Raw genomic sequence first — 12,658 nt, 5'->3', positions numbered from 1 at the left:
AATGATGAGTTCCACTTCTGCAGTGACGAAGTAAACCAGGCTTTTTTTGAAAAAATGATGAGTTCCACTTCTGCAGTGACGAAGTAAACCAGGCTGGTTGTGATTTCTTTGCTGATCTGAGGGCATAAAAAAAGCCGTTCACTGTGAGCGAACGGCTTTTTCTGTCTACTTTATGCAGCAGAAAAACTAATCTTCTGATTTATCTTCTTTTTTTCCCTGACCGGCCCAGCCTGGTTTGCCTTTCGCTTTAACATTACGATGGCGCTGTTTGCCCATATCCTCTTTTTTCTTCTGGCGTCTGGCTTTCTGTTGTTTTTTCAACTCTTCAGCACGCTCTTTACCTTTTTTATTTACCGGTTTTTTCGGTTTACGCTGACTGAGCTGTGCTTCTTTGTGTTTTGGACGCAGCCCCTTGATCACACGACGCTTTATCGTTTGATCGGTATAACGCTCTACCTTTGCAAGAATATCGATGTCATGTGCTTCAATTAATGAAATCGCGGTGCCTTTTTTGCCGCCGCGTGCCGTGCGTCCAATACGATGAACGTATATATCAGCGCTGCGGGGCATGTCGTAGTTAACGACATGAGTAATATCCGGTACATCAATACCACGAGCGGCTACATCGGTAGCGACAAGAATGTTGATATCACCGGTTCTAAACTGTGTTAATGCCTGATTTCGTTTTTCCTGATCCATTTCACCGCGTAAATAGTTACAAGGGATCTGCAGTTCTGCAAGCTGCGCAACTAATTCGGCCAGACGATCTCGTGTTTTAACAAAAACGATCACTTTCTGCTGCTGCTCTTCTTCGCTGCTTTCCTGCTGCAGAATTGCCGCTAACAGTTGTAATTTATGCTCAGGGTTATCTGCAAGGTGAACCCATTGAATGATTTTTCCGCTTTCACGACGTGAAACTTCAGCTGTCAGCTGTACCGGGTTATTTAATACGTCACGTGAGAATTCACGCAAACCTTTACCTTCTAATGTGGCAGAAAACAGGGATGTATGTTTACGCCAGCGTGTTTCACCTGCAATACGATCCATTTCGGCAATGAACCCCATATCCAGCATGCGGTCGGCTTCATCAAGTACCAGGCACTCGACTTCGCGGCAGTCAAATGCTTCAGAGTCGATATATTCCATTAAGCGTCCGGGGGTTGCGATCACAATATCAACGTTATCTGTGATTACCTGCTCTTGTTCTTCGTATGAAACACCACCGATGATACTGCCGACAACAAGATCCGTTCCTTCAACAAGCTCCTGAGCAACACCACCGACCTGTACTGCTAATTCGCGTGTTGGTGTTAATACTAATATACGTGCAGAACCACCTCTACGGCGCGGAAAGTCAATTAAACGCTGCACAGCAGGAAGCAGGAACGCCAGTGTTTTACCCGTTCCTGTTGGAGCGCTTGCCATAATATCCTGCTCGTCCATTGCTGGTGGAATGGCTAAGGTTTGAATGCTTGTCGGGCGTTTGTGGCCCATTTTAGCAATGGCGTTTAATAAATGTTGGTCGAGCTCAAGCGCTTCAAAAGACATGCTGGTTTCCAATATTACAAAGACAAAACAAACATTATAAAGCAAAGCGTCCAATAGTGATAAAAATTGATCTCAATAATTACTCTGTTTGCTTTTTAATGCTTAATTTATCGAATTAACAACAGGGGGAGGGGGAGATGAGTTTCACCTACTGCCGGGTTGAGCAATAGGTGAATAGTTTCAGTAAATATCTTTATAACGTTCGTTAACCGAAATAATCTGACTCTTGTGCTTACGGAATGCTTCCACCACAAGCGGATCAAAGTGTAAACCTTCCTGATCATCAATAAACTGCAGCACTTCTTCCATCGGCCAGGCTTTTTTATAGCAGCGGTCATGGGCCAGAGCATCGAAAACATCGGCTAGTGAGGCAATACGACCGACTAAGTCAATTTCATTGCCCTTCAGTCCGCTCGGGTAACCTGTTCCATCCCATTTTTCATGATGCTGCAGGCTTATTATGGCCGCATATTTCAAGATATCCTGGCCGGAATAGCGGACTAACTCATAACCAATCTCAACATGAGACTGCATAATTTTCCATTCTTCTGCTGTCAGCTTCCCGGGTTTGTGCAGAATATTATCCGGTATACCTATTTTTCCCAGGTCATGCAGCGGCGAAGCTGATTTAATTTTCTCTGATTCGGCAACTGAATACCCCAGCTCCAGGGCTAAAATACGAGTTATTTCTGCAACACGGCGGATATGGTTACCTGTTTCTTTTGATTTGTGCTCGATTGCCTCACCTAATAGGTAAACAATCTCCCGCTGTCCCTCTTCAAGTTCGTGGCGTAGTTCTTCGTTATCAAAAGACGTTTTAGTATTAGAGGCAAATAACTCCAGTAAAGAGATATCCTGTTCGGAAAGCGGTAGAAAACCTTCAAAGTAAAAAATAATGCAGCTGTCTGAGCTGCTCTGCATATTCATTACAAATGCATTCGCTGTGTAAATATGGCGCTGTTCAGCAATGCTTTGTGTAATTAACAGTGAGACATGGTCTGGTAATTTATCAACATCATCGAGATCGGTAAAATGTGCAAAGTCGCCGCGAGATTCTATCAGGTGGAAGACAGTCGGATTGCAGTAAATACCAATAGAGGAGAGGGTGTAAGCTGGTGTGTTTGAACACTGCTCAACTAATTTTGACAGATAGTTAATGGTTTCACTGACAAGTGCTTCGTAGGTGATCGCCTCAAGTAGAGCCGATGAAGATTCCACAACTAACTCAAGCCCTTTCTTATTTTTCTGCAGGCTGACAATATTCTGATAAGAGCGTAACGTACTGCACATTAATGTATCAAGCTTGATCCCGCTTAATTCGGTTTTATTTTTGTAATCTGAAATCTCATATTCACGGATTATTTTCCGTTCCGGCGCCTGACCAGGCTGCCCTGTGCGCAGTACTAAACGCGTTGCTTTATTGCTTAGTTCATTTCGGATGGTTTCGATAAGCCGTAAACCTGCATCATCGGTTTCCATTACCACATCGATTAATGCAACAGCTATATCATTATGCTCTAGAAAAAGCTGTTCGGCTTCATAGGCTGAATAAGCGCTTAAAAAGTGAAGCGGAGTGTCTTCCCATTCAAAATTTGAAAGAACCAGTTTGGTGACCGCATGAACTTCTTCATCATCATCAACAATCATCACTTTCCAGGGGGAAAGATGTAATGAAAATTGATCATCAACGGCAGCAATATCTTCGTCTATAAAAAGAAGATCATCATCATTCATAAAAAGGTCTCAGAAAAGCTTAATAAATAGGCATTTAAGTCAAACATTATACAGCCTGGAAAAAGAGCCCGTTTCGTAACGGGTAACTGATTTATTATGGGCTTATTTTTAGCATGTTATAGGGTTATTTGTCTTGTTTTCTTGTACTTTGTGATTCGTTTCACGTCATAAATCTGTAGATTTAAGACTCTGCTTGAATTTTAGACTGTTTAAAATTAACTGCCAGATTATTATTGCGCTATCCGCCGCAAGGCCGCTGTATATTTAAAAGCCGCTTATTAAGCCGCTCCGTCAGTATTAAAATTAATCGTTCTGTCTCAGGAAATCATTGCTCAGGAAGAAAAATATTAATAAGATCCGGCCGCTGCTGAGTATTTACACCTTTCTGCAGCTCTTTTCAGAGGTCTGCTGGAGGGAAAGTTTCCTGACAGTGGTAATGGTTTGTTGATATTGTACGCTGTCGACAATGGTATTTTTATTAACAGGTATTAAATAGAAGTTATGCGGCTCTTTTCTAAAATTAATCATCAGTTCACCATACTGATGTACTCAGTCTCGTATTTTACACGTTTGCCGATACCCGGATTTATTCAATTTGATGAAAAGCAGTTTCATAAAGCGGCTGCATATTTTCCTGTTATAGGTGCTATAGCCGCCTGCGTGATGGCGGTTAGTTTTTATCTTTTTCAGCTTATCTTTAATGTTGAAATTAGCTTGATACTGGTCTTAGCTGCTGCGGTGCTGTTAACCGGGGCGCTTCATGAAGATGGTTTTGCTGACTGCTGTGATGGTTTTGGCGGCGGCTGCAACACACAACAGCGTCTGCATATTATGAAGGACAGCCAGATAGGCAGTTATGCCGGTGTTGGCCTGATATTATTGACTCTGTTGAAAATAGCCGCATTATTGAAACTGACCGAGTTGGACTGGCCTGTTTTATATACGGGGTTATTTGCTTCGCAAATTATGAGCCGCGGCTGTACTCTGTTGATCATGCAGAGTTCTTTATACGTGCGTCTGCAGAAAGATGGAAAAGCTAAAGGGCTGGCGAAAAAACTGCCTTTGCATTATCTGTTTCTGGCGGGTGCTGTAAGCCTTTCCCCATTATTATTGTTTACACTGTTACAGGCTGTCCTAGTAGTCTTTACCTTGTTAATTATTACCCTGCTGTTGAGGTTTTATTTTGATAATAAACTTGGCGGTTATACCGGAGACTGCCTGGGGTTAACGCAGCAGGTGACTGAGGTGACTATCTATCTGTTAATCGGATCCTGGTTGTTTTAATGCAGACTTTAATTTTATGAAAGTGTCTAAATCACTCAATATTTACTTAGTCAGGCATACTCAGCCGCTTGTAAAAAACGCTGCCTGCTACGGCCGGCTTGATCTCCCTTTAGCCGATTGTTATCAGCATCATTTAGATAAAATAAGTGATTATTTTAAAGAGCTGCCTATATCGTTTATATACAGCAGTCCGCTGCTGCGCTGCTCAAAGCTTGCAGAGGATTTAGGGAACAAACGTGATCCTGTAGTTAAACCGGTATTATCAGCGCAGTTAAAAGAGATAAATTTTGGTGACTGGGAAGGAAAAAGCTGGTCAGACATTCCGCAAAGTGAAATAGAGTGTTGGAATCTAAATCGCCTGCATTACCAGTTTCCTCGTGGAGAAACCCCCTACCAGTTTCATCTGCGTGTTATTAAGGCCTGGAAAAAAATAGTCTCAGATGCTCAGACTGATCTCACTGCTGAGCAGAGCATTGTGATTGTTGCTCATGCAGGGGTGATCCGCAGTATACTGAGTGATTTTTTATCGATTCCTTTCGAGCTGTCAGTCAAATTACAAATTGATATGGGCAGCATCTCTTTGTTGTCCTTTCAAGGTGAAACCTCAACCTGCGTATTTGTAAATAAATCAAATAATTAACTGCTCTTTCATCGGTGTTTATTTTTGTTTTTTTTGACTCAGATCTCTTGCTAAGATTTGTTTTTGACAATTCCTTCCTCTTTGTTTTTTAAGTTATGCATCGGTGCAAATTAAGTTCGTGATAACTATCACCATATGACGCTAGTTTCATTGAAATAGCATCAACTGCGAGTAACATTTCTGTTAACAGAAAAGGTTGTTCTGTTTGTGAAATATTTGGGTGGTTCTCAAATGTTTCATAATATCAATAAGATATTGATAGGTTTTGTGTTGTAGTTTTTTATATGGACATAAACGTTAGTGACATGGATTTTAAGGAAAAATTAAAACCTGTACTCAAACGTTATGTTTATTTTAAGGAATTATAATATGTTTAAGAAAACTCTTCTTGCTGCCGCATTATCGACAGCCGCACTCTCCGTAAGCGCTTATGAAGTAGGCGTCAATGACGAATATGAAGTTGAAGTGTACGGTGTGGCCGCAATTTCTGCGGTAAATTACAATATAACGGACAATCGTGATGCGGATACAGGTTATGTATTAGAAAATGAATCTCGTATTGGTTTTCGTGCAGGTACGAATATGACTGATGATATTCATGTCTTTATGCAGATTGAGTCGGGTTATGTGGGCAATGCAGGTGCTGATGGTACCTTGGGGGCTCGTGATACATTTATCGGTTTAGGCGGTGACTGGGGACAAGTGCGTTTCGGGCGTGTATTAACGCCTTTATATGAAATTGTGGACTGGCCTTTCTCTAATCCTGGGTTAGGAACTGTATTTGACTGGGGCGGTGTAAGTGGACACTACGATCGCCAGTCCAACCAGATTCGTTATGACTCTCCTTCATTCAACGGTTTTACTTTTGCTGCTTCGACTGGTCGTGGTGACAGCTCGGTTAAAGACTCAAACTTTTACGGTGCAAGCGCTAAATATACTTTCAGTACTGTGACTTTAATGGGGGCTGTAGAAGGTGGTTCTGAATTTAAAACAGGCGACGGTGTTGATGATAACCCGCTTGGCACTGATAATTTCTCCTATATCGCTGGTTTTGAAGCGGGGCTTCCCGGCGGATTTGGTATTGCCGGTGCTTATAAAGGTGAATCCTTAAGCGGAACAAGTGATAAGGAACAGGACTCTGTTTCACTTATCGCACAATACTGGAATGGTCCGATTGGCGTTAAAGTCGGTTACGCGGTTAACTTTGACTCTAAAGAGATGGGAATTGAGCAGGACGATAAAGACAGCGTAGCGTCTATTCAGGTGATGGGGGCTATTAACGGCTTTGTACCATACGTTCGTCTAGCTGCTCGTATGCCTAACGCTCATGATGATAAAGATATTGTGGCACGTGTTGGTATGGAATACGGTTTTTAATTAAGCAGTAATCATTCGATGTATAACGCCGGCAGCTGTGAGTTGACGGCGTTTTTTAATTAATCAGGTGCACAATATGTTTAATAAATTGTTCTTTGTTACCTTATCTACATTTTTTCTTTTTGCTTGTGCAGTAAACCCTGACGGTATAACAAGCGAAGAGTTTGCTGAAAATGCCAAACTTGAACATGGCTACAATGACATAAGGATAACCGGAGAAAAGATCTATCCGGAGAGTTTGTCACCAAAAAGTCGTCTTGTTGTAGTTAATGCCGATCTGTTTGTTACTATGAAGGTCGCAAAAGGCGATCAGAGTGCTGATCAGTCAACTGTACATGCTACGCTGAGGTATATTGATAATTCTCTGTATTATGATTATGTTACAGTCGGTGGAGAAAGCGTAAAGGCAAAAAACCGCAAAAAAACATTTAGGCAGTGCGACGAACAGTGCACTATTACTAAATATTTCTCATTCCCGGTTAAAACCTCTGAATTAATGACTGCTAGAAAAACCGGTCTGGAATTTTCTGTCAATAGAAGCACTTCATCACAGGACTTTATTTTTGTTATCCCTGCTAATTATATTGACGGTTTAATGAAACGCTATGAAAGTGAAACTAAGGAGGCTGCTGTCGGTCTTTCACTGCAGTCGCCAGAAATGTTAGTTTCTGTCACAAAAGAAGTCGAAATGACTCAATACTGGTTTAATAAAATCAGCGAACAGGAACAGATTGCTTTTACTACCTGGGCGATAAACAATAAAGACTCGACAAAAAATTTACAGACCGATGATAAAGATCTTGAAAAATTAGTTTACTGGTATCAGGAGGCAACACCTGCTGAGAAAGCCGAGCTGCGCATTTGGGCTGTGCAGAGTATCAACTGATAAAGTTTTAAGACCAACACTGCCTTTGTTTTCTGTAAAACAAGGGCTGCACCTCCCCATCTATTTAAGTGTGTGTTTTTACTTGAGTCGCTTTTGCTTCAGGCACACTGTTATTTACTTCGATTCTAAGCAGTAAGTTTGCGCTCTGCCTTCCGCTGTGTTCTGAGTACCTGCCTTATTATTTTGTTAATTCTAACTTTGCATGTGTAGTCGTTCAGGCTGGCCCAACTGCACCTCATTATAATTAATTCATGTTCACTGCTAAGTGAAAATTCTGCTGTTAAGCATAAATGCGTGTGGTTTATCTGCTTATGCATGCTAGAAATAGATTATTTATTTCATCTAATTTGGCTTTGTTTATATTCCTTGCGAAATTAGTGGCTGTTTTTTCTCTGAGAACTTAATTTTCTGCTTGTTTTTCTATTCTTGTTTTGTTGATTTTGCTCACAAAACACCCGAGAAATTTGATCTTAAACACCTTTAAATGTCAACTCTTAATCAAATGTCATTGTAAGTGGTTGTTATTAAAGCTAATCCCTCTTCTTTCGAAAGAATTGTGATCGATCTCTTTATTTTGCTCCTTAGATGATGAATTGAATTGATAATTCGCACCACGAAGGTAGTATCTGTTTTCAAGCGGGCAGGTTGGATACTTACTTGGCTTGCCAAATTAAGAAGAAGTGGTTAGCTTTTTAATTTAAGGATTTTCACCGTTTACGAGGAAGTGACGGTGCTGATATCAAAAATATTTTCACATTAAAATTACGGCTTCATGGACATGGACTTATGGATTATCGAAGCTAAAACGTTATGTTTATTTAAAGGAATATGAATATGTTTAAGAAAACTCTTGTAGCTGCTTCTCTAGCAACTGCCGCAATGGGCGTAAGTGCTTATCAAATCGGCGAAAACAATGACTTTAATGTCGAAGTTTACGGTGTCGCCGCCATCTCGGTTGTAAACTACAATACTACTAATTCAAATGACGTGGACAGCACTGGTTATAACGTTGAAAATGAGTCGCGTATCGGTTTCCGTGCCGGTAAAGCAATGACAGATTCAATTGAAGTATTCATGCAGATTGAATCTGGTTATGTGGGCCACTTAAGTGAAGCCGGTAACGCTGATAACGAAGCTGCACCTGGTGGTCAGGGTACTTTAGGTTTCCGTGATACTTTTGTCGGTCTGAAAGGCGACTGGGGTAAAGTACGCGTCGGTCGTGTTCTGACTCCTATGTATGAACTAGTGGACTGGCCGTACGCTAATCCTGGTTTAGGTGCTTCCTGGGACTGGGGCGGTGATGTTGCCGCTATCTATGATCGTCACTCGGAGTCTATCCGTTATGACTCTCCTGCCTTTGGCGGTTTCACTTTTGCTGCTGCAACTGGTCGTGGTGATTCCAGCGTTAAAGATTCAAACTTTTACGGTGCTAATGCTAAGTATACGTTCAACACTGTGACATTAATGGGTGGTCTTGAAACTTCAGAAAACTTTAAAGGAGCTGTTGGGACTGACACATTAGGTTACTTAGTTGGTTTTGAAGCCGGTCTGCCGGGTGGTTTTGGTCTTGCAGGTGCCTATAAAGTTGCTGAAAGTGAAACAGCCGGTGCCAAGCATACACAGGGTTCTTACTCTGTTATTGCACAGTACTGGAACGGCCCGTTAGGTGTCAAAGTTGGTTACACTGCAAACTTAGAATCTGAGCTTGAAGGTGCTAAGCAGGATGACGCTGATTCTATCGCATCGATTCAGGTTATGGGGGTTATTGAAGGTTTTGTTCCTTATGTACGCTTAGCTGCTCGTGATACTTATAATGGTGCAAATTCTGGTGATACCGGCAGTCCTGATATCGTAACGCGTGTTGGTCTAGAATACGGTTTCTAAAAACTTTACTTAAGTCACTATATAAACAGCGCCGGCATCTGCCGGCGTTATTTATATACCCATGATACTTCAAGGTGCAAAGTCAGCAAGGGAAATTGTGCCGAGATGCTAGGCATAAAATTGAACCTTTCGAGCAATTAACAGCGTTAATTCTCTTTCGGTAGAATTAAAATAAACACTTTAATTCTTTTATAGTTATTCTACTATAGAGATTTTATAACAACGCAGATTGGTGCAAGTTGCTTTGCCCTACGGTGCACTAGCTCGACAACCAGCCCTGCGTTGCAACAATCGAAAAGTGAATAACAATTATCTCATGTTGCGTCTTGCTCTGGTGTCCGAACTAGTGCCTGACAAAGCATTTTGAGGTAACATGGGTATATATTTATTTAGCTTGAATCGGGCTATCATCAAGCAACCTCATTTTTTGTTTTATTCAGGAGAATCAAATGCTAAAAAAAATAATAACAATTATGCTGCTTCCTTTATTAGGTGCTTGTTCAAGTCTTTCTTCTGAAGATGATTTAAGCAATGCAGTTGAACAGGTCAATATCAAACCAACCTATATTGAAGTTGTCGGGAAAACCTTAATTCCGGATAATATCAGCGGCAAAAACCATGGTGTAGTGAAATCATCGCTGCTGATCACGGCCAATATTGCCAAAAAAGAGCAGCAGGCGCCTGAGTCTCAATTAAAAATGACCTTAAGTTATTTTGAAAATTATAAGCCTTATGCCTATGCCGTTATTGACGGTCAAAAAATTAAAATTAAAGAATATGCTGTTGCAACATCTGTGTGTACCGAGCACTGTACGGCGACTCAGTATTTCACTTTCCCTGTGAAAAACGAAACTTTGACAGCCGCTGCAGAAACGGAACTGGTATTCGAACTTAAGCCTAATAATGGCGGAAAGGTTTTACGTTTCTCTGTCCCCGGCGGTTATTTAAATGCGATTACTGAGGGCTACAAGCAAAATATAATTCAGCCTGCACCTGTTGTAGTTAAAGCGGAAACCGCAGATCCCATTGCAATGAGCAAAGAGTTGTTTATCAAAGCTTCTGCTGCGGAAAAAGAACAGTTTACCGACTGGGCATTCAAGAATAGAAAAACGATTAGTGCAGAATTAAAGTCTGAAAGTAAGATTGTATCGATGCTGGAATACTGGTATCAGCAGGCTTCTGAATCACAGAGAGCACAGATCTTGACCTGGGTTATCGCGCAGTAATCTGCTTATCTATCAACCTCTTTTAGATATTCTCGAAGAGGTTTTTATCCTTCCTTAATCTGCCCTTATAGTGGCCGCCTGTATACCCAAAAGCTACCCTAGTTGTTTGTAATATATACGGATACCGCTTCTACTTGGCAGGCCTATTATGTTAAAGTCATGAAATTTATCTATCGTTTTTATTTACTTGTTGTTTTTAAGGAAGAATGAAATGTTACAAAGCTCTAAACCGCTAGGTGTTTTACTGACACTTGTCGCTGTTTTATTTTCGCCTAATCTGCTTGCTAGCGCGGGTGAGTCAATGGATTTAACTTCACATGGAATTGGTTATGCCGCTATCTTATTTTTTGGTATCGCATACTGTCTGGTAATGCTTGAAGATGTGATCCATTTACGTAAATCAAAACCTGTGCTAGTTGCAGCCGGTCTTATCTGGGCGATGATTGGTTTTTATTACACGCAGCACGGCATGAGTCATGACGCAGAAGCTGCCTTTCGCCATAATCTGTTAGAATATGCAGAGCTGTTCTTCTTCCTGCTGGTAGCGATGACTTACATTAATGCGATGGAAGAGCGTCAGCTGTTTGATGCGCTGCGTGCCTGGATGGTAAATAAAGGGTTTACATTACGTCATATTTTCTGGCTGACCGGTATTCTCGCTTTCTTTATCTCACCAATCGCCGATAACCTGACTACGGCATTGCTGATGTGTGCAATTGTTATGAAGGTAGGCGGAACTAACCATAAGTTTATTGCTATTGCATGTATCAATATCGTTGTCGCCGCAAATGCCGGCGGCGCGTTTAGCCCGTTTGGTGATATCACTACACTGATGGTCTGGCAGAAAGGCATGGTTGAATTCTCTACTTTCTTTCACCTGTTTTTGCCCTCTGCAGTTAACTACTTAGTCCCTGCGGTTATTATGAATTTCTTTATCTCTAAAGAAGTGGCTGCCGGTGATGGTGAAGTTGTGCATATGAAACGCGGTGCTAAACGTATTGTTGCGCTGTTTTTAACAACGATTTCATGCGCTGTTCTCGGCCATTCATTCTTAGGCATGCCGCCGGTATTAGGCATGATGACCGGCCTGGGTTTATTACAGTTCTTCGCCTTTTTCCTGCGTAAAACGCAAAAGTCCTATTATAAAGGTGCACTTATTAATGCGTCAGATAGAGTCGAGCATGAACGTCTGCGTGACTTAGGCGATGGTGCACCTTTTGATATCTTTAACAAAGTAGCCAAAGCGGAATGGGATACGCTGCTGTTTTTCTACGGGGTGGTATTGTGTGTCGGCGGTTTAGGATTTATCGGTTATCTGGGCATGATATCAGAAGCCATGTATACCAACTGGGACGCAACTTACGCCAATATAACCGTGGGGGTTTTATCTGCCATTGTGGATAATATTCCAGTTATGTTTGCAGTATTAAGTATGCAGCCGGAAATGAGCACGGGTCAGTGGTTATTAGTAACATTAACCGCTGGTGTGGGCGGCAGTATGCTGTCTATCGGCTCCGCAGCCGGGGTTGCTTTAATGGGGCAGGCGCGCGGTATTTATACCTTTGGTGCACATATCAAATGGGCACCGGTTATCGCATTAGGTTATGTCGCCAGTATTCTTACCCATCTGTGGATTAATGCCTCAATGTTTTAGTCTGAATTAAATTTTATTCGTTTTTCCTGCTTTATTAAGCGGGAAAAACGTTAAAAAACTCGTCAGAACTCAGTTAACATTTCCCTTTAAATACATAAGTTCAGATGTTTTTGTAGTCAATATTTGTAAGTTATTGACCTCTCCCATTAATTTGTTACTTTTGTTTATGTGCAAAAGAAGCCCATAATTTTTATATTTAGGTGTGTTCGGTTTGATTTTTGCCGTGTAGAATATGCGCCGGTGCTGGGCCGTGAAATGTATTATGTCGTACAAAAAACGATTGATTTGTTTGACCTTTTCAATAGAATCTTTACAAATTGCTAAGTAAAGTTGATCCAGCTCTAATACTCACTATCCGCGGCTTGTTCGAATAAAGGCCTTTTGAGAAAGTGTGCCTACGCAAGGTGAGCTGCTCGATTCAAATT

The 12,658-nt window shown here is 41.4% G+C and carries 9 protein-coding genes; 7 read left to right on the top strand and 2 right to left on the bottom strand.

The features are described from left to right. Positions 1-186 precede the first annotated feature (186 nt). A complete protein-coding gene (srmB, locus tag G327_RS25265) occupies positions 187-1,548 on the bottom strand; it encodes an ATP-dependent RNA helicase SrmB (protein ID WP_019616728.1) in 1,362 nt (453 codons plus the stop codon). A 180-nt stretch (positions 1,549-1,728) separates the two neighbouring features. Continuing rightward, positions 1,729-3,282 carry a response regulator gene (locus G327_RS0120735; RefSeq protein ID WP_019616727.1) on the bottom strand — a complete coding sequence of 518 codons (1,554 nt, stop codon included), beginning with the start codon at positions 3,280-3,282 and terminating at the stop codon, positions 1,729-1,731. 501 nt (positions 3,283-3,783) lie between these two features. Between G327_RS0120735 and G327_RS0120730 the strand changes: the two genes are divergently transcribed. From G327_RS0120730 to nhaD, 7 genes are all read left to right on the top strand, one after another. Then, positions 3,784-4,566, top strand: a complete 783-nt coding sequence (locus G327_RS0120730) for an adenosylcobinamide-GDP ribazoletransferase (RefSeq protein WP_019616726.1) — start codon at positions 3,784-3,786, stop codon at positions 4,564-4,566. A gap of 16 nt (positions 4,567-4,582) precedes the next feature. Further along, entirely contained in the window at positions 4,583-5,206 is a 624-nt protein-coding gene (gene cobC / locus G327_RS0120725; protein ID WP_019616725.1) for an alpha-ribazole phosphatase family protein, read from the top strand. 369 nt (positions 5,207-5,575) lie between these two features. Then, positions 5,576-6,583: a porin gene (locus tag G327_RS0120720; protein ID WP_019616724.1), complete on the top strand. Its 1,008-nt coding sequence runs from the start codon at positions 5,576-5,578 to the stop codon at positions 6,581-6,583. Between the two features lie 76 nt (positions 6,584-6,659). Beyond that, a complete protein-coding gene (locus G327_RS0120715; protein WP_019616723.1) occupies positions 6,660-7,469 on the top strand; it encodes a hypothetical protein in 810 nt (269 codons plus the stop codon). Positions 7,470-8,303: 834 nt separating this feature from the next. Next, complete coding sequence (locus tag G327_RS0120710) at positions 8,304-9,353, top strand: porin (protein WP_019616722.1); 1,050 nt, start codon at positions 8,304-8,306, stop codon at positions 9,351-9,353. A gap of 449 nt (positions 9,354-9,802) precedes the next feature. After that, on the top strand, positions 9,803-10,579 hold the full coding sequence (locus G327_RS0120705) for a hypothetical protein (protein WP_019616721.1): 777 nt from the start codon (positions 9,803-9,805) through the stop codon (positions 10,577-10,579). Positions 10,580-10,790: 211 nt separating this feature from the next. Continuing rightward, positions 10,791-12,233 (top strand): sodium:proton antiporter NhaD, encoded by a 1,443-nt coding sequence (gene nhaD, locus G327_RS0120700; protein WP_019616720.1) that lies wholly within the window; start codon positions 10,791-10,793, stop codon positions 12,231-12,233. Positions 12,234-12,658: the final 425 nt, after the last annotated feature.

It is taken from the genome of Psychromonas ossibalaenae ATCC BAA-1528, from assembly GCF_000381745.1.
GTDB lineage: Bacteria > Pseudomonadota > Gammaproteobacteria > Enterobacterales > Psychromonadaceae > Psychromonas > Psychromonas ossibalaenae.
The sequence above is the reverse complement of the archived record's forward strand: the minus strand, read 5'-3'. Positions and strand labels throughout refer to the sequence as shown.

Excerpts from the sequence above, each read along its gene's own strand:
- G327_RS0120735 (WP_019616727.1), bottom strand. The coding sequence starts at position 3,282 with ATGAATGATGATGATCTTCTTTTTATAGACGAAGATATTGCTGCCGTT.
- srmB (WP_019616728.1), bottom strand. The coding sequence starts at position 1,548 with ATGTCTTTTGAAGCGCTTGAGCTCGACCAACATTTATTAAACGCCATT.
- cobC (WP_019616725.1), top strand. The coding sequence starts at position 4,583 with ATGAAAGTGTCTAAATCACTCAATATTTACTTAGTCAGGCATACTCAG.
- G327_RS0120705 (WP_019616721.1), top strand. The coding sequence starts at position 9,803 with ATGCTAAAAAAAATAATAACAATTATGCTGCTTCCTTTATTAGGTGCT.
- G327_RS0120710 (WP_019616722.1), top strand. The coding sequence starts at position 8,304 with ATGTTTAAGAAAACTCTTGTAGCTGCTTCTCTAGCAACTGCCGCAATG.
- G327_RS0120715 (WP_019616723.1), top strand. The coding sequence starts at position 6,660 with ATGTTTAATAAATTGTTCTTTGTTACCTTATCTACATTTTTTCTTTTT.
- G327_RS0120720 (WP_019616724.1), top strand. The coding sequence starts at position 5,576 with ATGTTTAAGAAAACTCTTCTTGCTGCCGCATTATCGACAGCCGCACTC.
- nhaD (WP_019616720.1), top strand. The coding sequence starts at position 10,791 with ATGTTACAAAGCTCTAAACCGCTAGGTGTTTTACTGACACTTGTCGCT.
- G327_RS0120730 (WP_019616726.1), top strand. The coding sequence starts at position 3,784 with ATGCGGCTCTTTTCTAAAATTAATCATCAGTTCACCATACTGATGTAC.